The sequence below is a fragment of the Erythrobacter longus genome (assembly GCF_000715015.1).
Lineage (GTDB): Bacteria > Pseudomonadota > Alphaproteobacteria > Sphingomonadales > Sphingomonadaceae > Erythrobacter > Erythrobacter longus.
Map to the genome: position 1 here is coordinate 1 of NZ_JMIW01000008.1, position 22,554 is coordinate 22,554.

25 protein-coding genes and 2 tRNA genes are annotated in these 22,554 nt (G+C 56.3%); 15 read left to right on the forward strand and 12 right to left on the reverse strand.

What is annotated here, in order from left to right; all coding sequences use genetic code 11:
- Positions 1-143: 143 nt before the first annotated feature.
- A tRNA-Thr gene (locus tag EH31_RS15080) sits at positions 144-219 on the reverse strand.
- Between the two features lie 40 nt (positions 220-259).
- Positions 260-333, reverse strand: a tRNA-Cys gene (locus EH31_RS15085).
- A gap of 155 nt (positions 334-488) precedes the next feature.
- Between EH31_RS15085 and EH31_RS15090 the strand changes: the two genes are divergently transcribed.
- Entirely contained in the window at positions 489-1,268 is a 780-nt protein-coding gene (locus tag EH31_RS15090; RefSeq protein ID WP_034961954.1) for a thioesterase family protein, read from the forward strand.
- Between the two features lie 9 nt (positions 1,269-1,277).
- Here the strand turns inward: EH31_RS15090 and EH31_RS15095 are convergent, their stop codons facing one another.
- From EH31_RS15095 to EH31_RS15125, 7 genes are all read right to left on the reverse strand, one after another.
- Positions 1,278-2,123 carry a crotonase/enoyl-CoA hydratase family protein gene (locus tag EH31_RS15095; protein WP_051699336.1) on the reverse strand — a complete coding sequence of 282 codons (846 nt, stop codon included), beginning with the start codon at positions 2,121-2,123 and terminating at the stop codon, positions 1,278-1,280.
- Positions 2,124-2,303: 180 nt separating this feature from the next.
- On the reverse strand, positions 2,304-2,693 hold the full coding sequence (locus EH31_RS15100; RefSeq protein WP_051699337.1) for a winged helix-turn-helix domain-containing protein: 390 nt from the start codon (positions 2,691-2,693) through the stop codon (positions 2,304-2,306).
- Positions 2,659-3,102 (reverse strand): JAB domain-containing protein, encoded by a 444-nt coding sequence (locus tag EH31_RS15105; protein ID WP_051699338.1) that lies wholly within the window; start codon positions 3,100-3,102, stop codon positions 2,659-2,661. Before EH31_RS15105 ends, EH31_RS15100 begins: the two co-directional genes overlap by 35 nt.
- Positions 3,099-3,485, reverse strand: coding sequence for a hypothetical protein (locus EH31_RS17045; protein WP_152553596.1), 387 nt, complete (start codon positions 3,483-3,485; stop codon positions 3,099-3,101). The genes EH31_RS15105 and EH31_RS17045 overlap by 4 nt, the downstream gene beginning before the upstream one ends.
- Before the next feature lie 194 nt (positions 3,486-3,679).
- A complete protein-coding gene (locus EH31_RS15115; RefSeq protein ID WP_034961956.1) occupies positions 3,680-4,018 on the reverse strand; it encodes a hypothetical protein in 339 nt (112 codons plus the stop codon).
- A 29-nt stretch (positions 4,019-4,047) separates the two neighbouring features.
- Positions 4,048-4,590 carry a hypothetical protein gene (locus tag EH31_RS15120; RefSeq protein ID WP_034962001.1) on the reverse strand — a complete coding sequence of 181 codons (543 nt, stop codon included), beginning with the start codon at positions 4,588-4,590 and terminating at the stop codon, positions 4,048-4,050.
- 172 nt (positions 4,591-4,762) lie between these two features.
- Positions 4,763-5,947 (reverse strand): LL-diaminopimelate aminotransferase, encoded by a 1,185-nt coding sequence (locus EH31_RS15125; protein ID WP_034961957.1) that lies wholly within the window; start codon positions 5,945-5,947, stop codon positions 4,763-4,765.
- 205 nt (positions 5,948-6,152) lie between these two features.
- On the opposite strand from EH31_RS15125, the gene EH31_RS15130 reads away from it, so the two are divergent.
- Positions 6,153-8,165: a PHA/PHB synthase family protein gene (locus EH31_RS15130; protein WP_422110932.1), complete on the forward strand. Its 2,013-nt coding sequence runs from the start codon at positions 6,153-6,155 to the stop codon at positions 8,163-8,165.
- Between the two features lie 116 nt (positions 8,166-8,281).
- Here EH31_RS15130 and EH31_RS18010 read toward each other — a convergent pair whose 3' ends face one another.
- Positions 8,282-8,692: a hypothetical protein gene (locus EH31_RS18010; RefSeq protein ID WP_241765953.1), complete on the reverse strand. Its 411-nt coding sequence runs from the start codon at positions 8,690-8,692 to the stop codon at positions 8,282-8,284.
- Between the two features lie 10 nt (positions 8,693-8,702).
- Here EH31_RS18010 and EH31_RS18015 point away from each other — a divergent pair, with 10 nt between their 5' ends.
- The 7 genes from EH31_RS18015 (at position 8,703) to EH31_RS17760 (ending at position 13,811) form a co-directional block, all read left to right on the forward strand.
- Complete coding sequence (locus EH31_RS18015) at positions 8,703-9,155, forward strand: phasin family protein (RefSeq protein WP_241765954.1); 453 nt, start codon at positions 8,703-8,705, stop codon at positions 9,153-9,155.
- A gap of 257 nt (positions 9,156-9,412) precedes the next feature.
- Positions 9,413-9,847: an ATP-dependent Clp protease adapter ClpS gene (gene clpS / locus EH31_RS15140; RefSeq protein ID WP_152553597.1), complete on the forward strand. Its 435-nt coding sequence runs from the start codon at positions 9,413-9,415 to the stop codon at positions 9,845-9,847.
- A 19-nt stretch (positions 9,848-9,866) separates the two neighbouring features.
- On the forward strand, positions 9,867-10,367 hold the full coding sequence (locus EH31_RS15145; RefSeq protein WP_034961962.1) for a DUF427 domain-containing protein: 501 nt from the start codon (positions 9,867-9,869) through the stop codon (positions 10,365-10,367).
- A 124-nt stretch (positions 10,368-10,491) separates the two neighbouring features.
- Positions 10,492-11,760 (forward strand): LptF/LptG family permease, encoded by a 1,269-nt coding sequence (locus EH31_RS15150; RefSeq protein ID WP_081853450.1) that lies wholly within the window; start codon positions 10,492-10,494, stop codon positions 11,758-11,760.
- An 18-nt stretch (positions 11,761-11,778) separates the two neighbouring features.
- A complete protein-coding gene (gene lptG / locus EH31_RS15155; RefSeq protein WP_034961965.1) occupies positions 11,779-12,876 on the forward strand; it encodes an LPS export ABC transporter permease LptG in 1,098 nt (365 codons plus the stop codon).
- A 7-nt stretch (positions 12,877-12,883) separates the two neighbouring features.
- Positions 12,884-13,408: a GNAT family N-acetyltransferase gene (locus EH31_RS15160; RefSeq protein WP_051699341.1), complete on the forward strand. Its 525-nt coding sequence runs from the start codon at positions 12,884-12,886 to the stop codon at positions 13,406-13,408.
- 43 nt (positions 13,409-13,451) lie between these two features.
- Positions 13,452-13,811: a hypothetical protein gene (locus EH31_RS17760; protein WP_034961967.1), complete on the forward strand. Its 360-nt coding sequence runs from the start codon at positions 13,452-13,454 to the stop codon at positions 13,809-13,811.
- A 33-nt stretch (positions 13,812-13,844) separates the two neighbouring features.
- On the opposite strand, the gene EH31_RS15170 is transcribed toward EH31_RS17760, so the two are convergent.
- Positions 13,845-14,939, reverse strand: coding sequence for a fatty acid desaturase family protein (locus EH31_RS15170; RefSeq protein ID WP_034961970.1), 1,095 nt, complete (start codon positions 14,937-14,939; stop codon positions 13,845-13,847).
- A gap of 181 nt (positions 14,940-15,120) precedes the next feature.
- Between EH31_RS15170 and EH31_RS15175 the strand changes: the two genes are divergently transcribed.
- The 5 genes from EH31_RS15175 to EH31_RS15195 all read left to right on the forward strand — a co-directional run bounded on the left by EH31_RS15175 (position 15,121) and on the right by EH31_RS15195 (position 19,751).
- Positions 15,121-16,293, forward strand: a complete 1,173-nt coding sequence (locus EH31_RS15175) for a GNAT family N-acetyltransferase (RefSeq protein ID WP_034961971.1) — start codon at positions 15,121-15,123, stop codon at positions 16,291-16,293.
- A gap of 291 nt (positions 16,294-16,584) precedes the next feature.
- Complete coding sequence (locus EH31_RS15180) at positions 16,585-17,397, forward strand: response regulator (protein ID WP_034962012.1); 813 nt, start codon at positions 16,585-16,587, stop codon at positions 17,395-17,397.
- A 207-nt stretch (positions 17,398-17,604) separates the two neighbouring features.
- Positions 17,605-17,823, forward strand: a complete 219-nt coding sequence (locus EH31_RS15185) for a NepR family anti-sigma factor (protein WP_034961973.1) — start codon at positions 17,605-17,607, stop codon at positions 17,821-17,823.
- Positions 17,823-18,470, forward strand: coding sequence for a sigma-70 family RNA polymerase sigma factor (locus EH31_RS15190; protein ID WP_051699342.1), 648 nt, complete (start codon positions 17,823-17,825; stop codon positions 18,468-18,470). The genes EH31_RS15185 and EH31_RS15190 overlap by 1 nt, the downstream gene beginning before the upstream one ends.
- A 90-nt stretch (positions 18,471-18,560) precedes the next feature.
- Positions 18,561-19,751, forward strand: a complete 1,191-nt coding sequence (locus EH31_RS15195) for an AI-2E family transporter (RefSeq protein ID WP_034961975.1) — start codon at positions 18,561-18,563, stop codon at positions 19,749-19,751.
- Between the two features lie 7 nt (positions 19,752-19,758).
- Here EH31_RS15195 and EH31_RS15200 read toward each other — a convergent pair whose 3' ends face one another.
- Positions 19,759-21,006: a dicarboxylate/amino acid:cation symporter gene (locus EH31_RS15200; RefSeq protein ID WP_034962016.1), complete on the reverse strand. Its 1,248-nt coding sequence runs from the start codon at positions 21,004-21,006 to the stop codon at positions 19,759-19,761.
- 208 nt (positions 21,007-21,214) lie between these two features.
- On the opposite strand from EH31_RS15200, the gene glmM reads away from it, so the two are divergent.
- Complete coding sequence (glmM, locus tag EH31_RS15205; RefSeq protein ID WP_034961977.1) at positions 21,215-22,552, forward strand: phosphoglucosamine mutase; 1,338 nt, start codon at positions 21,215-21,217, stop codon at positions 22,550-22,552.
- Positions 22,553-22,554: the final 2 nt, after the last annotated feature.

Genomic DNA, 22,554 nt, shown 5'->3' on the forward strand with positions numbered 1-22,554 from the left:
CCTTCGAGAGCTTCCTCAACCTCGCCGCCACACGCCTGTGGCTGACGTCTTATGTCAACACGGCCTAGCAACGGGAGGCATCCGCTAATTCTCGCACCCAACATTGTATAGGATAGCAGAACATCGCATCTTCAGAACGCTGCTGGTGCCGCTTAGAGGATTCGAACCTCTGACCCCATCATTACGAATGATGTGCTCTACCACCTGAGCTAAAGCGGCATAGTCCCTTATCAAGAGACAGTCTCTCATCAAGAGAGGGTGGAGGCCCGAGCCGGAATCGAACCGGCGTACACGGATTTGCAATCCGCTGCGTCACCACTCCGCCATCGGGCCGAGCGCCCAAATATGGGCAGATGCGGGGCACTAGCGATTCGCAAAGCTAAAGGCAATGCAACTTTCGCACGAGCTGCCATCAATGCGCGAGAATTGCAGCACGTGACGCAACGTCAATCTGGACCAAGCCCCTTACACAAGGCAAAGGTTCGCGCATGACCATTGCAAGCCTTCTTGAGCCCATCACCGGTAAACCTGGCCCCGTTCGCCTCGAACAGGCCGAAGATTGGATGCAAGGGCGTACGCTGTATGGCGGCGCGTCGGCGCTCGTTGCGTTCACTATGGCGATGCGCGCTTTTCCCGATTTGCCGCCTTTGCGTTCTGCCCAGATCGGTTTCGTGGCGCCGGTGGGGGACGAAATCGAGCTTACCGCTGAAATCGTGCGGCAAGGTCGCAATGTCACTCAGGTGCGCAGCGAGATTCGCAATGAAAAAGGCGTGGCTCTCACCGCATTCTGGCTCTTTGCAGCCGAGCGCGAGCCCAATGGGCAGCGCCCCGCTGATCCGCCTGAAAACTGGCCGGGCCTGCCTGATGAAAACCCCGCAGCGATGGAAGGCAAAGGGCCAACCTTCATCCAGAACAATTTTGAGCTTCGCTATGGCCAATCCAAAGGCGAGGACCACGGCGCGACGATCCGCCGCTGGGCACGGCTGACGGAAGACCACGCGCTTGATCCGGTGAGCAAGCTTGTCCTGATGGGCGATGTCATGCCACCGGGCGCGATGCGGATCATGCAGCGAATGGGACCGATCAGCTCGATCAACTGGTCGTTCAATGTGCTCGACCCGCACTCACAGTCCAAGGACGGGTGGTATCTATCCGAGAACTCCAGTCAGCACTTGGACCACGGCTATTCTTCCGAAAGATTGCGGATGTACGACGCCGAAGGCCGCCAGGTGCTTGACGGCCTTCAAAGCGTTGCAGTCTTTGGATAATTCGCCGACTTAAACAGCGACATCCTCGAACACGCCGGGGCGTTTTTGCATGGATGACATAACCGCCTCGATCTGGTTCTTCGTGCGGCTGATTTTGTCTTGTTCAAGGCTCTCTGCCATCAGGATGTCGTCGGTCTTTTCGTCGAGCATTACATCTTGCAGGCGTTTTGCCGCGCGGATCGCGTCCGGGTTTTTGCCAGCAATCACTTCGGCGATTTCCATCGCGCGGGCAAGCGGGTCGGCTTCGACATAGGTGGCAAAGCCAAGGACTTGCGCCTCTGCCCCTGAAAATTCGCGGTTGGTGTAAACCAGTTCGCGCAGCACATCATCGCGCACCAGGCCGCGCCAGAGCGCATAGCCTGCCATGTCAGGGACAAGCCCCCACTTCATCTCCATCACCGCCATACGGGTTTCGGGATGAACGATGCGAATGTCAGCGCCGCTTGCGATTTGCAGACCGCCACCAAAACACACACCGTGAACGGCCGCGATTACCGGAACGCCAAGGCGGCGCCATTGAAAGGCGACTTCCTGAAACTTGTTGGTGTTGCCATGGGTGCGGGTTTCAAGCTTGCGATCACTGCTTTCTGCTGAATTGGTGAAATTGCTAAGATCAATGCCAGCACAAAAGGCGCGGCCTTCGCCTGACAAAACGGCCACTCGCACGCCTTTTGTGGTGGCAAGGGTTTGCGCTGCTTCGATCATGGCGTCGAACATCGCGGGATCGAGCGCATTCATCTTGTCTGTGCGAACAAAGCGAACATGGGCAATCCCGTTGTCCGCAAGTTCAATTGTGACACGGTCATTTTGCGAGATGATTTGGGCATTTTGTGAGATGGTTTGGGTGTGTGACATCCTCGTCTCTCCGTAGGCGTATTTTTGGCTTGCAGGAGATGTGGCGCAAGCACGTGGGCCTGTCCAGCAGTCAGTTGCACAGCGCAACCGGAAAAAGCCTGTAGCAACAGTCTTTGCGTTTGTGGCCTGTGCCCGCCGCAAAACAGGCAAAACTAGGGTCCTAGACCTTTGACCAAGGCCCTAACCGCATTGAGCAAAGGTCATTTCCGTACCATTGTACGGAGCGTTCAGGTAATATCCGCCGTCCGGATGCGTTGCCAGAATACCGGCAAGCCCCAGCGGCTCCAATTTGCTGCGAATTCGTGCAACATGGACAGCAACACTGTTGGTGTCAGGCTCGTAATCGATACGCCAGACATCGAGCAACAATTGGCGCTTTGTCACCCTTCTGCCTTGCTCTTCTGCCAGTCGCCAGAGGAGCTCAAACTCCCGTGGGTGAAAGGCGAGCCAGTGGTCATCCACACGCCCATCGCGGTGAAAAAGATCCAGTGTAACCTCGCCTGCTTGACGAAAGCGAGGAATGAGGGTCCCGCTCTCAGGAAAGAATCGGCTTGCGACTTTTGAACTCATGCATTGCCCCCGCGCGCATCGAATAGACGGCGTCTTTTGTAAAAATGAGATGATCGACAAGCTCGATGTCGAGTGCCGTGGCCACAGACTCCAATCGCCGCGTCGAAATGATATCGGCGCTGCTTGGTCGGCATTGGCCTGATGGATGATTGTGCGCGACCAGAATGCCATCCGCCCCGCACGACAGCGCCTTTGCAAACAAGTCTCGCATTCTCAGCGACAGGCGGCCATTTCCCCCCAAACCCAGCGGCGCATCGCCAAGATATGATCGTTTCTTGTCAACGAACAGCACATGAAAGCGCTCTGCCTCAAAGGGCTTAGCAATCACCATCGCCCGCAAAAAATCGATCATCGCGTGATCGCGGCTCGTGTGAGAAACGGGTTCGTGCATCGCCTGCCGCTCAATCATTTGATGTCATCCCGCCAAGAGGGTTGCTTGGCCTTTGGCCAGTTCTGTTGGCTTGAGATCGGCCCCATTCCAGCAGCAAGCGCCGTATTGGGGCCAACGATCCGCCAGTCGCGATACTCACCAAATTTGCGTTCTCGCATTAAGTGGCGAACAAGACCGATAGCGAGAAGAAACAGTTGAAGCCAACCAGGGACGGCGATCATCATCGCATACGCAACTGGCGATATTGACTCCACCAGACCGCGCGCAAGATGGGCAGTCATTGCCCAAACCTGCATTGCTGCAATCCACAAGGTGTAATTGCGATTGGCATGAAGCGCGATCGCGATAAGCGCCAATCCAGCGACTATCTCAAATGAGATTAGCCAAAGGTCAACGTTCATAAGCTGGAACCGAAAGCCTAACAAGGGGCTTAAAATCCGCAGGCCAATCTCGAACACTACGAGCCAGGTAATGGCTACAGCTCGCTCGGGACCGCCTCCCCAAGCAAGCGCTGCCAGGCAAATAGACCAGGCGAGCGCCGCTTGGAGAATGACGCGGTTGTCCGAGGCGAGCAGTTCAAGCATTAATCCGCAGCTTACGCGTCAACCATTTCAGCGGTCGGATTTTCTTTCAAAGCCGCGTCTTCAAGCTCGGTTGGGATCATATCTGGCCCCATCGTCACTTTGGCAATTTTGCTGAGTTCGTCATGCACGCGAAGCAGGCTTGTCGACATGCCTAGCGCTTGAGTTTCGGCCTGGTTGAGGCGCATGAGAGCGCGTTGGCCAGTGTCGACCTCTACATGGGGGTTTTGGCGCGCGGCCAGCATGGCTTGTTTAAGGCGCGCAAAAGCAATCATCGATTCATCGGCAAGGGCTTCGGCTTCGCGGACAAGCTTTTTAAGGTTGTGAGCATCAGCGAGCATACGATCAGTCATAGTCAGGTCTCCGTGCCCCTCCCAGCTCGTCAGGAGAAGCCTTGTTCGTCAACCGGGACAGTTGCCCGCCCATCTAGCGCATCACTGATTGTCATGGCCGCCGTAACGGTCAGGACGACGGCTGCCAGAAACCCGAAGGCAATTCCAACAATCGCAGCGAGGCGTAACCAGACAGCGTTTTCACCATCGAGCGCCCGGGGGACGACCTGGGGTTCTCCGGGGCGCAGCCAAGGGGCTACATCCACCATCGAAGAGACATCGCGAATTACGAGTTCTCCAAGGTCGTCTTGACCTGAAGAGTTGCCGATCAACGCACTGATGGGGACCTGATTTTTGTTATATACAGCTTCGCTTAAGCCCAAGTCTTGGGGCTTAGGGTTTTGTTTTGCTTCCTCTTTCTCCGGCTTTTCCTGGGCTTTCTTTTCGGCTCGATAAGCCTCAACAAGGTCGGTAAGGCTTTCCGCCCTATAGATATCCTTAAGAGCACGGATATGCTGATTGATGCGAGTCTCAGACACACCGAGGTCGCGCGCAATGACCTTGATCGGCGCACGCCGATCAATGCGCTCCATCACGGCCTGCTGCCTTTTTGTAAGGGGCCGCAGTGCATCCCAAGACATTGCAAACTCCTTAGTTGTTGAACAGGCTAACGTACATCACGCCCGAACAGTATGTCCAATTGATATTATTCAAAAGTCTCAGCCCAAAAACGGCAACATTGCTTCCAATCAATGGCTTGGCTCGTTAAGATATTACTGACGACAAGTATCTTTTTACATTTCGAGCGGCTTGACGCAGTCTTTGCTCGTTCTCGACCATCGCAATTCTCACGAAACCTTCGCCTTTCTCACCATAGCCAACACCAGGAGCGACAGCGACTTGGGCCTCGGTCAAGAGTTGCTTTGAAAACTCAAGGCTACCCATGTCCTTTAATGCTGGTGGCAGCGGCGCCCACGCAAACATCGAAGCGGGCGGCGGCGGAATATCCCAACCCGCTCTGCCAAAGGCTTCCACCATAACGTCGCGCCTTTTGTGATAAAGTTGACGGTTCGACTCAACAATATCCTGCGGCCCGTTAAGCGCCGCACATGCTGCAGCTTGAATGGGGGTAAACGCTCCGTAATCAAGGTACGATTTCACTCTAGTCAATGCAGCAATGAGTTGCTTGTTCCCAACCGCAAAGCCCATGCGCCAGCCGGCCATGGAGTATGTTTTGCTCATACTGGTAAACTCGACGGCGACGTCTTTAGCGCCGGGCACCTGCATGATCGAAGGTGTGGGCTTCCCGTCGAAATAAAGCTCTGAATAGGCAAGGTCTGAGAGCACCCATACCTTGTTCTCGCGCGCCCACGCGACCAGCCGTTCGTAAAAGGCCAGATCGACCACTTCAGATGTTGGGTTAGACGGATAACTCACGACTAATACGCTGGGGCGCGGAACAGTGTAATTCATCGCGCTTTCGAGCGAACGCCAATATTCTTCGTCCGGCGTAGTGGGAACCGCGCGAATGGTTGCCCCTGCGATGATAAAGCCGAAAGTATGGATCGGATAAGAAGGGTTTGGTGCGAGCACCACATCGCCCGGCGCAGTAATGGCCGTTGCAAGGCTGCCCAGCCCCTCTTTGGATCCCATGGTGACAACCACCTCGGTTTCGGGATCAAGATCGACGCCAAAGCGGCGCTCATAATACTTGGCCTGCGCGCGCCTTAAGCCGGGAATGCCTTTGGATTGGGAGTAACCGTGCGCATCAGGCTTTGCCGCGACCTCGCACAGTTTATCGATTACATGCTGGGGCGGTGGCTGGTCAGGGTTGCCCATGCCAAGATCAATGATGTCTTGCCCTGCTTGCCGCGCAGCGTGACGCATCGAATTGACTTCAGCAATCACATACGGCGGGAGCCGTTTCATCCGGTAAAATTCTTCGTCCATCTCTTCGTACCCGAGCCCTTTTTATCGACCTTATTCGCGTTTAAGCCAAGCCGTGCGTGACATCGGTCATGGTTCGAATTTATCAGTCGCAAGATCATTCGTATATAAGCCGCTTTGCGTGCCGCACCACAAGTAAGCACTATCAGGGTGGTAAATCTCTCTTTGTGCAAATAAGAGGACGTGCGTTGCAAAGGGACAAGCAATCATGGCCGATGATGCGAAAAATGGATCAGAGAAAGGCGCTCTTTTCGGAGACGTCCCCTCACTGAACTCTCTGATCGAGATGCAGACTGAGGCGTTGCGAGGGCTGTTCCCAAACCTGGGCACGCCAGATGCGGCCAATCCCGCTACGATGATGCCGAACGCAAGGGTGCAAGGCCTTGGCGATATGGGCAAGATGGGCGAAGTGGGTGACCTTGGCGAATGGGCCAAGTCAGCGGCTGAAATGCAGCAAATGTGGATCACGTTTGTATCCGGTCAGGCCGTTAAAGCCGCTGCTAAAGCTTCTGCGAAAGCGACCTCTCAGTCGGGACAAAAGAAATCCTTGCTTGACCCAGCGCAGTGGCTGCTTGTCTCGCAAAGCATGGTCAAGACGCTGCCCGATGGATTTGTCCAGTCGCAGGCAAAACTGGCCAGCAGCGCGTTCAAGCTGTGGCAGGACGTGGCCGCGCAAATGGTTAGCGGGATAGGCGAGGTTGCAGACACAATCAGCAAGGCGGGCACCGTTCGCAATCCAGAGGAACTGCCCCGCTCTGACCGGCGCTTTGCCGATCCGGAATGGCGCGAAAACGCTGCCTTCGTGTTGCTGCATCAAACGTATCTGATGCTGTCCGATTATTTCAAGCAAGCAGCCTCCAACATGGAAGGTCTTGAAGGCGAGCAGAAAGCTCAGCTGAAATATGCGATCAGCGCCTTGTCCGAAGCGATGAGCCCGGGCAATTTCCTTGCGACCAATCCGGTGGTCCTTAAACGCACGGTTGAAACACGCGGGCAAAACCTTGTTGCAGGCCTGCGCCACCTGATCGCTGATCTTGAGCGCGGTCAGCTCACCCACACCGATCCCAACGCCTTTACCCTTGGCGAAAACCTCGCTGCAACGCCGGGCAAGGTTGTGGCACAAACTGCGCTGTATCAGCTGATCCAGTATTCGCCCTCGACTAAAGACGTTTATAAAGTGCCCCTGGTGATCTTCCCGCCGTGGATCAACCGGTTCTATATCCTCGATCTCACCGCCAAGAAGAGCTTTATCAAATGGGCGGTCGATCAGGGGATGACTGTGTTCGTCGTCAGCTGGAAGTCAGCTGATGAAAGCCTCAAAGATGTTGTGTGGGACGATTACATCCGCGCCCAGATCGAAGCGATCGACACGATCCGGGCCCGCCTGGACGTGCCCGACGTTCACGCAATCGGTTACTGCGTCGCGGGCACAACCTTGGCCGCGACCCTTGCGGTGCTTGCCGAACGAGGCGAGGCGGACAAGGTCAAGAGCGCGACCTTCTTTACTGCGCAGGTCGATTTCGAACGCAGCGGTGAGCTCAAACACTTCATCGGCGATGGTCAGCTCGAGGTCATCGACCAGCTTTCGCCCGATGGATATCTGGATGGGCGTTATCTCGCCGCGACCTTTAATGCTCTGCGCGGGAAGGATCTGATCTGGAATTATGTGATCAACAATTACCTGCTTGGCGAAGACTACCCCGCCTTTGACCTGCTGCATTGGAATGGGGATGTCACCAACCTCCCCGCGAAATGGCACAATGATTATCTGCGCGACCTTTACCGCGACAACAAACTGGTGGTGCCCGGCGCGCTTCACGCAGATGGAACACCGATTGACCTGACCAAGGTCGAAACACCCAGCTTTGTCCAAGCAGGTCGCGAAGATCACATTGCCCCTGCGCAAAGCGTGTGGCGGATCACGGATCATTTTAAAGGACCGCTTGAATTCCTGCTTGCAGGCTCTGGCCATATCGCAGGCGTTGTGAACCATCCCGATGCAGGCAAGTACCAGTATTGGCTAGGCGACAAGGATGCAGGCTCTTTGAAAGAGTTTATCGAGAGCGCGCAAGAACATCCCGGCAGTTGGTGGCCGCACTGGCTTCAATGGCTGGAGAGCCAGGACAGCGCCAAAGTCCCAGCGACCGGCAAACGCAAGCCCGGCGGACGCGGCGACAAAGTGCTGGAAGATGCCCCTGGAAGCTACGTTAAGTCGCGTTGATCTGGCAAAAAATTTGCGGCCCACCATGGAAAAATGGGCCTAACCTCCTGACTTAAAAACTGTTTTCGCATTTTTGTGCACTGCACAAAAAGCTCTTGACTTCGCATCTGCAATCACTATTTTGTGCAGTGCAACATTAAGGAGTGCGACATGGCAGAAGCCGGTAACACATCAAAGATCGACGCTGCAGCTGAGAAGGTAATGAACGAAGCTGCCGCAAAAAAAGAAGCCGCTGCGAAAAAGACAGTAAGCGTCCAGAAAGTCGCTGACGCTGTTGAAGCTAGTGAGCCAAAGCCAGCTGTGAAAGTGGCGGCTGTAAAGAAAGCGGTTGCCGCGCCAGCCAAGAAAGCTGCTGCGACCCGCGCTACTACTTCCAAGGCTCCCGCAAAAAAAGCGGCTCCAAAGAAAGCCGCAGCGAAAAAGGCTCCAGCCAAAAAAGCTGCGGTCAAAAAACCAGTGGCGAAAAAGACCCCTACCAAGGTCGCAGCGAAAACCGCAGCAACCTCTAACCCAGTTTCAAAACTCAAGGACACTATCATGGCAACTGCTAAAAAGACCGATCTCGCAGCAGACTTCACATCAAAGGCGAAAGAATTCGCAGCTGATGCACAAACCCGCGTTAAGGGTGCGTACGGCAAAGCAACCGAGCTTGCTTCGGAAGCTGGCGAATTCAACAAAGCGAACGTTGAAGCTGTTGTCGAAAGCGGCAAGATCTTCTTTGCTGGCGCACAAGAACTCGTGAAATCAGACGTCGAAACCGGTAAAGCCGTTCTCGAAACCGTGACTGCGGACGCCAAGAAAGTGACCACTATCAAGTCACCAACCGAGCTTTTCGAACTGCAGGGCGAAATCGCTCGTCGCAACTTCGATGCAGCCGTTTCTTTCGGCTCGAAGCGCACCGAAGCTCTCGTAAAGCTTTACAACGACGCATTCGCTCCGATTTCGAACCGCGTCAGCGTTGCGACTGAAAAAGCCAAGAAAGCTGCCTAAGCTTTACGCTTGACCAATATTCCTAAGCCGGGCCTCTCCTCTCTCTCCCTTTACCCGGCTTAAGAAAGCGCGCGAAAGCGCATGGACCAGAAAGACCACCCCCCCCGGTCTTTCTGGTCCTTTTTTATGTGCCACCCTTTTTGGCTGATTTTTCTGTGGGGCCAATTTGGCGCGAAATCCTTGCTGACAATAGGAAAGTGCTAGATCGAAGCGGTCTTGGCTTGCACACGCGCCAACCTTTCCCATAATGGGTGTCGATGGCCAATTTTGACCCCTCTCTATGTGAACTCATCGCAGTTGAAGAATCGTTGCGCATCCGCGCGGCTGGTTCCGATACGGACAGGCCGGGCGGCGGCGGTGATGACGGCGGTGATGACGGCGGGGACGGCGATGACGATGCGCAAGTTGGCCTTGCGACGAAAACCCGCACCAAGCCGAAGAAACCTAGCCAGTATAAAGTGCTGCTGCTGAACGACGATTACACTCCGATGGAGTTCGTCGTGATGGTGTTAAAGCGTTTCTTTGGCATGGATTTGGAGCAAGCGACCCGTGTGATGCTGCACGTCCACCAAAAAGGCGTCGGGGTGTGCGGGATTTTCCCTTACGAAGTGGCCGAAACCAAGGTCAATCAGGTGATGGATTTTGCACGGCAGAACCAGCACCCGCTCCAATGCACGCTTGAAAAGGCGTAAAGCGCGCGGGCGCATTATTATGCTCGGCCATCCCGAACCTGATCCCATAGGGCCCGGCCAGGAAAGCGTGTGGGATTATCCGCGCCCCGCGATTTGCGAACCGACCAGCAGGCGCGTCCAGATCATCCATCAGGGCGTGACCCTCGCGGACAGCACAAACGCCTGGCGAACGCTGGAAACAAGCCACCCGCCGACATATTACATCCCGCAAGACGACATCGCGATGGATCATCTACGCAACCATTCGCGCCGGACGATGTGCGAATGGAAGGGGCAAGCGCGGTACTTTGACATTGTCATTTGTGACAAAGCGATCACCGCAGGTGCGTGGTGTTACAGCAATCCGACCCCAAGCTTTGCCGGCATCCGTGACCACATCGCGTTTTACCCCGACCCGCTCGACACATGCCTGATCGATGGGGAACAGGTTACGCCTCAGCCTGGCCAGTTTTATGGCGGCTGGATCAGCCAATATGAAGCCGGACCCTTCAAAGGCGTTCCGGGCAGTCAGTTCTGGTAAAGGTACCCCCGCCCACAAGCCGCGCGTGCTTACCCACATTGAGGGCATGACGCGCGCGCGATTTGTCGCTAGGGCGATCCTCAAGCTCCAACACGTCAACGGATGAGCGACGAGTGCGAACGTGCTGAATTTCATTCCCAGTATTGACCGGTATATCTTCCGGCTTGTGGTTGTGCCCATGCTGGGCGTGTTCGCGCTCGCGGCAAGCCTGCTGATGCTCGACAAGATGCTGCGCCTGTTCGATTTCGTCGCAGTGGAAGGCGGGCCGATTGGCGTGGTCTTCAGAATGCTGGGCGCGCTTATCCCGGAATACGCCAGCCTTGCGATCCCCTTGGGTTTGTTGCTGGGCATTTTGTTCGCATTTCGAAAGCTTGCAACCTCCTCTGAACTCGACACGATGCGCGCTGTTGGCTTGTCTTACTGGCGGCTGCTCAGGGTTCCTTATGCGATCACTATGGTGCTTGTGGCCGTCAATGTTGCGCTGGTGTTCTACGTCCAGCCGTTGAGCCGATATTACTATGAGCAGATGGAATATGAGCTGCGCTCTGGCGCGCTGGGCGCATCGATCAAGGTGGGGGAATTCACCACTTTGGCCGACCGGATGGCTTTGCGAATTGAGGAGAGCGAGGACAACGGACGGCGCCTTGTCGGGATTTTTGCCCGTGTCTCCAACAGCAAAGGCCAGGTCCTTTCCATCAGCGCGCGCGAAGGCGCTTTTATGGCGACCAGCGATGATCCCGACACGATCATCTTGCGCCTGACAGAAGGGACAATTGTTCAGGACACCGGCAGCCGGACGCCGCGCGTTCTGTCTTTTTCACGCCATGATTTGCCCATCGACTTGCCCGCGATCGAACAATTCCGTGCGCGCGGCGAAGGGAGCCGGGAATACATTCTGCCCGAACTTTTGCGAATAGGATGGGCCGACCAGAGCGCAAGCAAGGCCGAACGCGATGCCACACAGGCAAGCTTCAACTATCGCATGGTCGAAATTGTGATGATGTTGCTGTTGCCGCTTTTGGCCGTCGCCCTTGCGATCCCGCCCAAACGATCGACCAGCGCCTTGGGCGTGTTTGCCTCGATCATCATGGTGGTCGCCTATCACAAGATCAATCAATACGGCGAAGACATCGCAACGCTTGGGCGGATAGATCCGATCATCGCCTTGTGGGGACCGTTTGTGATTTTCGCAGCGCTCATCATCTGGATGTATCACCGTACCGCCCATGTGCCCGGCGGCCAGGCATTGGGCGTGCTTGACCGGCTGATTGGCAAAACGGCCAAGCGAGTGGGCAAGCTGTTTGGCCGGCGCAAACCCAAATCACTTGTGGCCGATCATCAGGCAGAAACCGAAACAGACGCTGGGGATACGTCCCTGGCCCCTGCGGAATAAGGGCAGGCATCAAACCCAATGCAATTGGACTTTTTCCCTTCGCGCAGCCTGACGCTTTACCTGGCCAAGATGTTCGTCGTGCGCATTCTGGCCGTGCTGGTGATGCTGGTTCTGGTATTGATGGCGCTCGACCTGCTGGGCAATTCGGGCACGATCCTGGAACCGGAAGGCAATGGCCAGGCCGAGATATTGAAATATGTGAGCCTCAGAATACCGCAGCTGATATCGCGTTTCCTGCCCTATTCCGTGCTGCTTGCGACACTCATCACCCTTGTGACGTTGAACCAGAACAGCGAAGTGGTGGCGATGAAAGCGGCAGGACTTTCCGCGCATCAAGTGCTCTCCCCGCTGCTTTTGACCGCTGCCTTGATTTCGGTCATCAGCTTTGGCTTTAACGAGAGGATCGTCACGCGCGCCAATGCCACCATCAAAGCATGGGAGGCGGTAGACTATGGGCCTGTCCCCGAAGATTCAGGCGTCCGTGCCAATGTCTATTTGACCGATGGCGAGAACATTTTGACCGCGGCGATCTTAACTGGTGCAGGCGATAAAATTGAGCTTACCAATGTCACTTGGTACGCGCGCGCGCCCGGCGGGATTATCAGCGAACAAGTAAGAGCACCGCGCGCGACCTATGCCGCGCCTGGATGGCAGCTTGAAAACGCAAAATCCTTCGATGTAGGCAGCGCCGAGACACAGGAGATCAAAACGCTTGTGGTGGGAGAGACGCTCACCCCTGCCCAGATTGATCTTCAATCCATCGACCCTGACGGACAAAGCTTTTGGGAGCTTTCCCAGACCATTGACGCCTTCGAAGCGGTTGGGCGGCGCACGACCGAAATGCGGGCCAAATGGTGGCACCGTATTTCTGGACCTTTGTCCGCGCTTTTGATGCCTTTATTGGGCTCCATCGCTGCATTTGGCTTGGCGCGATCTGGTCAATTGTTCGTACGCGCGGTTATCGGCATGGCTTTGGGTTTTGCCTATTTCGTGGTCGACAATGCGGCGCTCGCTATGGGTAGTTTTGGCGGATATCCGCCTTTCTTGGCGGCATGGGCACCGTTCTTCTTGTTCCTTTTGGTGGGTGAGACGGTCCTCATTCGCACTGAAGAGTGACCGGGGAATGAGCGGGCAAGACTGGTCGCTGCGGCTCGCACGCAAAGATGATGCCGACTTCATGCCGGATATCGAGCGCGCTGCCGGAGCCCTGTTCCAGAACGTTGACGGACTGGCGGATCTGGCAGGCACGCAGACCCTGCCCGTAGAGCGCTTGCACCGGTTGATCCGCAAAGGTCACAGCCTAGTTGCGCATTCGGGCGAGCGGATGATCGGCTTTATCGTCACCGAACCGTTTCGGCGCGAGCTTCATATCTGGGAAATCGACGTGCATCCCGGCTTCCAAGAGCAAGGCGTTGGCGCTGGCCTGCTTCGTGCCTGTATGATCGATGCGCGCAATTCAGGGTTTGCCGCCCTCACCCTTACCACTTTTCGCGATGTTCCCTGGAATGGGCCGTTTTACGAACGGCGCGGGTTTGAGGAAGTCACCGCCCTTGATGCGCACCCCCGACTGGCCAACGAGCTTGCATTAGAAGCCGACCACGGCCTTCCCATTGAGAGACGGTGTGCGATGATCCATTTCCTTGAATAGGATCACCGGTTACACTGGGTGCAATTACCAGGAGACACTGACCATGCAACGCGCCATTCAGATCAGCACGCTCGCCCTCCTCTTGGCGCTTGGCGGGTGTGGGAGAGAGCAGGAAGAAACGCCCGATATCACTGAGGCAATCCCTCTGGAGCCGGCTGAAGGTATGGGGGCCGGTGAAGACGCGGCTGATGGAAGTGAAGGCAGGACAAATGGCGGCGCGAACGGCGGCGCGAACGGTGGCGCGAACGGTGGCGCGAACGGCGGCGCGAACGGCGGTCAGGGGCAAGCCGGATCAAGCGGGCCTTCACAAGATCGCGCGATCCCAGATACGATGGAGACCGGACGCAATCCGCCCGACATGACTGAGCCGCCAGCCGGATCAAAAGTGCAGAAATTCAACTAGGCTCAGGACCCTATTACCAAGTCGCAAAATCGCTCAGCGCGAAAGCATGGTGCTGCGCGCAATTCGCCCGACCAGATTGAAAAGCCCCGGATGGTTCGCCCCGTCATAGGTGGAGCCATCGCCAAGCTCGCGCGCCAAGCGACGGTGCGCTTCGGGCAGGTCGTGATAAGGCATGGAGGGCATCAGGTGGTGCAGCGCGTGATAGCGAAGGCCAACAGGTGCCCAGATTTCAGCAGCGATGCCCGGTGGCGGGACATTCACGCTGTCTAGGAACTGCGCTGTCACGGTCATTGGTTCGCCCTCATTCTCCCACAAATGCGCAACCAGTGTGCGCAATTGGTTGAGCAGGGTCGCAAACGACATGATCGCAAGCGCAATCAGCAACGGCCGCCAGCCAATCGCAAGCGGGCTTAGCAACAAAGCAATCGCCCAGATGCTCGCCCCCAATTGTTGAAAGCGGACCTGCTTGGCAAAGTCACCGGTTGCAGGCTTGCGGCGAAAATCAGGGTTGATGGAAAGGGATGACGCCCGCTCCCACACCATCCGTCGCAAAGGCGGGATCACAAGGCCCAAAGGCACCAAAATGGCAGATCGCACGATGACCGCAATCGGGGCAAGCAGCGCGACAATCACAAACAGCGGCAGGCTCCACGGCTTCATCAAGGCAAGCGGGAGATATTCCGGGTCCTCAATCGTGCCATATTGCGTGCGCTTATGATGGATGACGTGGACGCCCTCATACATGAAGCTTGGTGCCATCATTGGAATGCCCACAAGCAGGTTCCAACCCAGACGAAAGCCAGGAAGCGCGTTTTTGTGAATATGGGTGAGCTCGTGGATGAACATGAGCGAGCGATAAAGCGCAAGCGAGGCGATAAGCCCTGCTGCAAGCGCAACGCCGAGATTGTCGGCCAGGATAGCAACCGCAATCCCGCCATAGCCAATGGCGGTGGAAATCAGCATGTCGGGCCAATAAATGCTGGCCTTCGCCTCACCCAGATCTTTGGTCAGATCGCGTGCAGCGCGCAGCATATCCTTATCGTCCTGCGTCTGAAAATCCGCACGCGCTGCGCGGGGTTTCGTCGCATCGTGCGAAGCGGCTGGGGGAATTGATTGGTGCATTGTCATCAAATTACTGTTCCAAGCGCCCGCTCATAGAGCATACAAGGCGATCCACGCAAACGCGGTGATATGATCAGAGTGATCGATTGGCTTGTCGGTTTCCTTCGGGCAAGAGGTAGGCTTCAGGCGAGAGGTCAGCGCATTGAGCTACATCAATCCTCGTAGAATATACTAAGAGTGGGGCTAAATGGTTTCAACTGACGGACAATTGGCGATTAGCATTGAGGCGGTTAGCGGCAAAAAGGGCCGCGCACGCTTTGTCGACGTTGGCCGCGCCTTTGCTGCGCGGGTCGAAAACTCTGTCCCGCAATTGCGTTCAGAGCAGCTTGAGCTCGTCAACCCGGACAAAAATCCGTTCTTTGGCCATGCCAAAGCTCAGCTATTCATCGCGATGCGCGCTGGGCAACCCGTGGGACGGATAAGCGCGCATATCGATGAGCTTGCCCTGCAAATGCCGCCAGACCAAGGCTTTGGTCCGGGCACAGGAATGTTCGGATATTTCGACGCCGAGGATGAGGAAACCGCCAAAGCGCTGCTCGATACCGCGCAAAACTGGCTCTGCGAGCAGGGGATGAGCCGCTGCGTTGGTCCCATATCCATGTCGATCTGGGAAGAACCGGGATTGCTTGTGAAGGGGCAGGACCATGCCCCTGTCATTATGATGGGGCACCATCCGGCCCATTATCAGGGGTGGATTGAAGGCGCAGGCTATGAGCGGATCAAAACGCTCTACACCTATGACTTGGACATCACATACGAATTTCCTCCCATTGTGCAACGGATTGTCAAATCGGGGATGCGCAATGAACGCATCACCGTTCGCCGCGTGCGCAAGAAGGATTGGGACGCAGAAGCGGCAACAATCCTCGCCATTCTCAACGATGCGTGGTCGGACAATTGGGGTTTTGTGCCGCTTACCCCCGAAGAAGTCGCCCATACCGGGGTCAAGCTAAAGCCAGTCATTCACGAAGACCTCAATATGATCGCAGAGCTCGATGGAAAGCCGGTCGCCTTCATGCTGACCTTTCCCGACGTTAATCAGGCATTGGCAAAATCGGGCGGAAAGCTTTTTCCAACCGGATGGTGGCATCTGCTCAAATGGGCTCGCAAACCGCTACATTGCGATATGCGTGTGCCTTTGATGGGGGTCTTGAAAGAGCACCAGAATTCACGCCTTGCCAGCCAGCTTGCGTTTATGATGATCAGCGAGATCAGCGACTATGCCAGATCGAAATACCGGTCAAAGCGCGCCGAGATCGGCTGGATTCTCGAAGACAACCAAGGGATGGTCGCGATTGCCGATACGATCCAGAGCCAGGTCAACCGGGAATACGCAATCTACGAAAGGCCGCTTAGCTGAGGTAAGCGCGGTCAATGCAGGAGCACAAGAAAAAAGGCCTCCACTCTGCTGAGTGAAGGCCTTTCGGGATCTTGTCGCCAACCGCATGGACGGGAGGGGGATCGGGTGGGCGACATGAAATAAATGCTCGTGATCAAAACCGGTTCCCGCGATTAATAATTTTTTTGTTTCGCCTTTGCGCCTGCCTATATTTGTGTCCATACACGCCTTGAATACATCGAGTATCGGCCTCTTTCTAAAAGACTGGCCGCAAAACCTTATAACGTTTACAATGATTTGCTGGAGATGATCGTGTCACTCAGTCAACAACTCGCGGGCGATCTCCCGTTTTTGCGTCGGTACGCACGAGCTCTGAGCGGGTCTCAGGAGACGGGTGATGCAATGGTCCGATCGGCGCTGGAACTTGCGCTGAAGGATGAAGCACTAAGGCGCTCCCTCGAAGGCGGTCGGACTGCGCTCTACACCGTGTTTCACTCCACGCTTGATAATAATGAGCCTGCAAACGCTGAGGTAGCTGGGTCTGCACCTGATGCGCGGACAAGTACAAATTACCAAGAAGCAAACCAAAAGGAAGCAAGCGCGATGCGCAAGCTTGCCGCTATCACGGATCAGAAACGCCAAGCGCTCCTGCTCACCACGGTTGAGGAATTTACGCCTCAGCAAGCAGCGCAAATCCTCGGCGTCGAGGTAAGCGACGTAGAAACTCTCGTAAGCGATGCTGTTGCACAAATTGATGCTGAGCAGAAAACGCGCGTTCTCATCATCGAAGACGAGCCGATGATCCTGATGCAGCTCGAAGATCTGGCCATGTCTCTCGACCACGAGGTTTGCGGTACTGCGCGCACTCACGCCGAAGCGGTCGCAGCAGTTAAGGCGGAAAAGCCCGGTCTTGTCTTGGCCGACATCCAGCTCGCAGATGGTTCATCGGGCCTTGAGGCTGTCAAAGAAATCCTTGCAATCAGCAATGTACCGGTGATTTTCATCACCGCTTATCCAGAGCGCCTTCTTACCGGGGACCGACTTGAACCGGCCTATCTGGTGACCAAGCCCTTTAGAGAGCAGACCGTTAAAGCGGCCATTAGCCAGGCATTGTTCTTCGGATAATCGCGTAGCGCCTACTTGCAGGTTTATTTGTCGCTCGCGGGTGTCTATGAAGGCTGACAGCTGCAATTATACATACCCAAGGAAATCGGGGGAACATTTGCGAAGCTTGCAAGTTTCATCACTATCGCAGCCACCCATTGTTAAACGTGGCAGTGATAAATCGCCCGCAGCATCTCCTGCAGGCAATGGGATAAAGCAGGTTTGTTGATGAGCTCCGATAAGACACCGGATAAGGATAAGGCTGGCACGCGCGACCATGCGCGCGCGGGCAACGCTTCCGAGTCTCCGGCTTGGGCTGACGGATTGAAACAGCTCTATAATTCGGTCGTGGATGAACCACTTCCGGATAGCTTCAAAGACCTGCTCGACGCTTTTGACGAAAGCACCGGGCCCGGCGATGATGCCGGCACCGGAAAGTCGAGTTAGTGACGGACAAAAAAGAGAAACCCAAACCAACAGCAAGAGAGCGCGCCGACTTTAAGCGAGAACTCACCGAAGTGATCCCGCATTTGCGCGCCTTTGCACGCGGTCTGTGCGGGCGCGCGGACATGGCCGACGACCTTGTGCAAGAGGCCCTTTTGAAAGCGTGGGCTGCCCAAGACCGGTTTGAACCGGGCACATCAATGCGTGCCTGGACCTTTGTCATTTTGCGCAACGCCTATCTTACCGACATGCGGCGCAATCGATTCCGCGGAAATTATGACGAAGGGGTCGCAGAGCGCGTGCTGACACAGCCCGCTGAGCAGGAAGAGCCAATCCACTTATCAGATATGCACCGCGCGCTTTTGACCCTTCCGCCAGAACGGCGCGAGGCGCTTTTGCTCGTGGGGGCTGGCGGGTTTTCTTACGAAGAGGCGGCGCAAATCTGCGGCTGCGCATTGGGCACTATCAAAAGCCGGGTGGGCCGCGCGCGCGCGACGCTTAATGAAATGCTGACCAAGGATAATATCCCCGGTCGCTCGACAAAAGATCAGGTCGCGCACACGGCCATCCTGGATGAACTGGATGAAGTTGTGGCAAATGCCAACAATGCGCAAATCAATAGTGCAGGGTGCGATGGGGCAACAGACTGATCGCAATCTGGTACCCGCTTAAAGAGCAAGCTTGGCGAACATCCCCTCGTCTAATACAACGTGATCCTTGTGGGGGCGATGTAGCAGGCGATGAACCAACAACCACCAGACAGGCCGTTTGAAGGGCCAGGCTTTGAGCGGTCCAAATCCAATGAGGCGGGCCAATCGCTCGCCCGCCAAGAAGTGAGGCTTATGTCCTCGCTGGTTGTCATGAGCGGTTTTGGCCTATTCCTCGCCTTGCCTTTCGTACTCTCGATCGGTTCGGTTGTGTTCCTGCCAATCGTCACAGCGGTTTTGCTGACGATCCTATTGTCACCTCTGGCCGATAGGCTTGCCAAAATGGGGCTTCCCAATGTCTTGGCATCTTTAAGCTCGCTTTTGGTTTTTATGGGTGTCGTGCTGCTCGCGCTCGGCCTGATCCTGCAACCTGCGCTCGAGTTGTTTGAACAAATCCCAGAGATTGCCGGGCGCGTGGGTCAACGTTTCGAAGATTTGCGCGGCGAGCTTGAATGGGTTGCAATCATCAACGCTGAGCTTGCCAAAATCATGGGCGACACCGGCACGGCCGAGGTTGTTCTGGCCACCCCTACCCTGCTTGAAGAGATCGCCTTTGCGACCCCATCGGTGGTGGTCTCTGTGTTGATCTTGTTTCTCATGTCATTTTTCATGATCGAGGCGCGGGTGCGTATGCGCCGGCATTTGCTATTTGACCGCGCAAGCTTTGGCTCAAGCGTGAAAGCCGCGCGCGCAATCCGCGAAGTTCAGGACCGGGTCGCAGCCTATATCATGACGGTTGGCTGCATCAATGCAGGGGTCGGTGTGGTCGTGGCATTGGGTGCATGGGCGCTGGGCGTGGAAGCACCGATCATGTGGGGCGGGCTTGCCATGATCCTCAATTTCGTGCCCTATATCGGCCCGATGTTCATGACCGCATTGCTCGCGCTTTTCGGGCTTGGGACAGCAGAGACTGTGTGGCTGGGCATGATCCCGGCGCTTGCCTATCTTGGATTGAACGCGGTTGAGGGAAACGTGCTGACGCCATCGATCCTCGGCGCGCGTTTCACCATGAGCCCGGTGATGATCCTGATCGCACTATCCTATTTCACCTGGATTTGGGGCGTGCCCGGCGCGCTTTTATCGGTGCCGATTTTGCTGACGCTCACCGCTTTGTTCGACCATATCGGTAAGCCAAATGTCATCGGCTTCCTGTTTGGCGAACCCTTGTTCAAAGGCGATGTTCTTGAACATGGTCTTGCAGAGGAACAAGCGGGCTCACAGTAACACGGGCCTAATGCGCCGTTCGATCCACCGCGCTCGTCACCGCCACATTCATCGTCACATTGGCAAGCGTGCGCATAATGTCGGGAAGCATTTCCACGGCCACAAGCAGGGCGAGCGGTTCAATCGGCACGCCCATTGCAATGGCGATGGGGCCGATGGATACGACAAAGCTGATGGAGCCGGGAAGGCTGACCGATCCGACCGAGATAATCAGCGCCACCAGGATTCCCGCAATCGCAAGCGGCAATGTGATCTCTACCCCGGCAAGGGCTGCGACATACAACGCCACCGCCATATTCATCGCAGGGCTTGTCGCGCGGAAGATGGCGACCGCTAATGGCAGGACAAATTCGCTGGTGGTGGAGCGCAGCCCCAAGCGGCTTGAGCTGTCGAGCATAGCGGGAAGGCTGGCAAGCGAGCTTTGCGTGGACACCGCCACCGCCTGTGCGGGGAGCACATTGCGGGCAAAGCGAAGCGGCGAAATCCCGCCAAGCGCCCATGCGACGACATACGCCAGAACCAGAATAAATCCGCCCATCGCCGACACGATCAGGATATAGTGCGCAAGCGCTGCAAAGGCCCCTCCCCCGCTGCGCATCCCCACACCAAAGGCCAGCGCGAACACGCCCATAGGCGCAATCCACAAGACCCAACCGATAATCAGCAGCATTGCATTGGCAAGCGCATGGAAGAACCCCATGAGCGAGGCGTTCTGAGCCTTGGGAAGCTGAGAAATGGCAATCGCAAACAGCGCAAAGAATATGGTCAAAGGCAGCATCGCCGTCTCCCCCGCTGCGGCGATAATATTGGGCGCAATAAGCGAGGCGAGAAAATCGAGGATGCCCGGCACCGCAAGTTCCCCTTCGGGCACTTCTGCGAGAAATCCGCTCGCGCTTTCGGGGATAGGGAAGATGTCAAGCAGCAGGGGCAGGACAATCGCTGTGAAGAGGCCTCCTGCGATGAGCACGCCGAAGACGAGCCCCAGAAACCGCCGTGCCGCCGCCCCCGCTTTTGCGGCCTGAACCATTTGAGCAAGGCCCAGCACCAGCAAAGCTGCAACCAGCGGGATAATCGTCATCTGCAAACTGCGAAGCCAAAGCGACCCCACCACGCCTAACGACTGGAGCAAAAGCTCAGGCAATTGCGCATCGGACAAAAGCACGCCTGCGCCAAGCCCGATGATCAAAGCGGCAAAGGTCGCGATCACAGGCAGCCGGATCGTCAGCAACTCATATCCGTTGTCAGTCGCTGTCATTTCAGGTTTTTCGCTCAAGAAAAGGTCCTCCCCCGGAATGCATTGGGCCTAAAAATGTAACTTGTTGGGTGTTTGCCCGATTGCCCTTCCCTTGCGGCGATAACCGGGTCACAACCAAGTGACAATTGATGGCGCAGCGAATAACGCGGAAGAAACTTTAGGCCGCTATGGCCTCGCCCACGAAATGTAAGGACATGAGCGACACACCATGACACGCAAGTTCTTTGGAACCGACGGCATCAGGGGCCGCACCAATGCAGGCGTAATGACCGCCGAAACCGCGATGCGCGTGGGCCAAGCGGCAGGCAATTACTTCGTGCGCGGCAAACACCGCCACCGCGTCGTCATCGGAAAAGATACGCGCCTGTCCGGCTATATGATGGAAAGCGCTCTTGTCGCAGGCTTCACCAGTGTGGGCATGGATGTCATTATGACGGGGCCATTGCCAACACCTGCCATCGCCCTGCTCACCCGCGAAATGCGCGCGGACTTGGGCGTGATGATCTCGGCCAGCCATAATTTGTTTGCTGACAACGGGATCAAGCTGTTTGGTCCAGACGGCTTTAAGCTCTCCGACGAGGCCGAGGCAGAGATCGAGGCGCTGTTGGATGTCGAACCAACTCTTGCCACGGCTGAGAACATCGGCCGTGCCCGCCGGATTGATGATGCGCGCGGGCGATATATCCACGCGGTCAAAAACTCGGTTGGCAATGATGTACGCTTCGACAGCCTTAAAGTCGTGGTCGATTGCGCCCATGGCGCGGCCTATCAGGTCGCCCCATCCGCCATTTGGGAATTGGGCGCAGAGGTCATCACCTTGGGCGTCAATCCCAACGGCACCAACATCAATGACGGCGTAGGCTCAACCTCGATCGAGGCGCTTCAGGCCAAAGTTGTCGCAGAAGGCGCGCATATCGGGATTGCGCTGGATGGCGATGCAGACCGCCTGATCGTGGTCGATGAAAAGGGCCGCAAAGTGGACGGCGACCAGATCATGGCCCTTATCGCCAGCCGGATGCACGAGAAAGGCTCACTCAAAGGCGGCGGCGTTGTCGCAACGGTCATGTCGAACCTGGGGCTTGAGCGGTTTTTGCAGGGACAGGGCCTCACCTTAGAGCGCACCAAGGTTGGCGACCGCTACGTTCTGGAACGCATGAAAGAAGGCGGCTTTAACGTGGGCGGCGAACAATCGGGCCATATGATTATGCTCGACCACACAACCACGGGCGATGGCACAGTCGCAGCGATGCGGGTGCTCGCATCGCTTGTGCGTTCTGGCAAACCGGCGAGCGAAATCCTGCACCTGTTTGATCCCGTGCCGCAGCTTTTGAAGAATGTGCGATACGATGGCGGCGCGCCGCTTGAAAATGTAACCGTGCAGCAAGTGATCGCTGAGGCAGAAGCCGAGCTTGAAGGCAAAGGCCGGCTGGTCATTCGCCCATCAGGCACGGAACCCGTGATCCGCGTCATGGCCGAAGGCGACGATGCCTCCCAGGTCGAAGCCGTGGTTGACCGGGTCTGCGACGCGGTTCGCACTGCGGCCTAGGG

What these genes read in the sequence shown, in the direction of transcription:
- EH31_RS15115 (WP_034961956.1), bottom strand. Translation starts at nt 4,018, where the DNA reads ATGACTGATCGTATGCTCGCTGATGCTCACAACCTTAAAAAGCTTGTC.
- EH31_RS15125 (WP_034961957.1), bottom strand. Translation starts at nt 5,947, where the DNA reads ATGGACGAAGAATTTTACCGGATGAAACGGCTCCCGCCGTATGTGATT.
- EH31_RS18015 (WP_241765954.1), top strand. Translation starts at nt 8,703, where the DNA reads ATGGCAACTGCTAAAAAGACCGATCTCGCAGCAGACTTCACATCAAAG.
- EH31_RS17045 (WP_152553596.1), bottom strand. Translation starts at nt 3,485, where the DNA reads ATGAACGTTGACCTTTGGCTAATCTCATTTGAGATAGTCGCTGGATTG.
- EH31_RS15145 (WP_034961962.1), top strand. Translation starts at nt 9,867, where the DNA reads ATGCTCGGCCATCCCGAACCTGATCCCATAGGGCCCGGCCAGGAAAGC.
- EH31_RS15100 (WP_051699337.1), bottom strand. Translation starts at nt 2,693, where the DNA reads ATGAGTTCAAAAGTCGCAAGCCGATTCTTTCCTGAGAGCGGGACCCTC.
- EH31_RS15105 (WP_051699338.1), bottom strand. Translation starts at nt 3,102, where the DNA reads ATGATTGAGCGGCAGGCGATGCACGAACCCGTTTCTCACACGAGCCGC.
- EH31_RS17760 (WP_034961967.1), top strand. Translation starts at nt 13,452, where the DNA reads ATGCAACGCGCCATTCAGATCAGCACGCTCGCCCTCCTCTTGGCGCTT.
- EH31_RS15095 (WP_051699336.1), bottom strand. Translation starts at nt 2,123, where the DNA reads ATGTCACACACCCAAACCATCTCACAAAATGCCCAAATCATCTCGCAA.
- EH31_RS15090 (WP_034961954.1), top strand. Translation starts at nt 489, where the DNA reads ATGACCATTGCAAGCCTTCTTGAGCCCATCACCGGTAAACCTGGCCCC.
- EH31_RS15170 (WP_034961970.1), bottom strand. Translation starts at nt 14,939, where the DNA reads ATGACAATGCACCAATCAATTCCCCCAGCCGCTTCGCACGATGCGACG.
- EH31_RS15120 (WP_034962001.1), bottom strand. Translation starts at nt 4,590, where the DNA reads ATGGAGCGCATTGATCGGCGTGCGCCGATCAAGGTCATTGCGCGCGAC.
- EH31_RS15160 (WP_051699341.1), top strand. Translation starts at nt 12,884, where the DNA reads ATGAGCGGGCAAGACTGGTCGCTGCGGCTCGCACGCAAAGATGATGCC.
- EH31_RS15175 (WP_034961971.1), top strand. Translation starts at nt 15,121, where the DNA reads ATGGTTTCAACTGACGGACAATTGGCGATTAGCATTGAGGCGGTTAGC.
- clpS (WP_152553597.1), top strand. Translation starts at nt 9,413, where the DNA reads ATGGCCAATTTTGACCCCTCTCTATGTGAACTCATCGCAGTTGAAGAA.
- EH31_RS15195 (WP_034961975.1), top strand. Translation starts at nt 18,561, where the DNA reads ATGAACCAACAACCACCAGACAGGCCGTTTGAAGGGCCAGGCTTTGAG.
- EH31_RS15130 (WP_422110932.1), top strand. Translation starts at nt 6,153, where the DNA reads ATGGCCGATGATGCGAAAAATGGATCAGAGAAAGGCGCTCTTTTCGGA.
- glmM (WP_034961977.1), top strand. Translation starts at nt 21,215, where the DNA reads ATGACACGCAAGTTCTTTGGAACCGACGGCATCAGGGGCCGCACCAAT.
- EH31_RS15185 (WP_034961973.1), top strand. Translation starts at nt 17,605, where the DNA reads ATGAGCTCCGATAAGACACCGGATAAGGATAAGGCTGGCACGCGCGAC.
- EH31_RS15200 (WP_034962016.1), bottom strand. Translation starts at nt 21,006, where the DNA reads ATGACAGCGACTGACAACGGATATGAGTTGCTGACGATCCGGCTGCCT.
- lptG (WP_034961965.1), top strand. Translation starts at nt 11,779, where the DNA reads ATGCAATTGGACTTTTTCCCTTCGCGCAGCCTGACGCTTTACCTGGCC.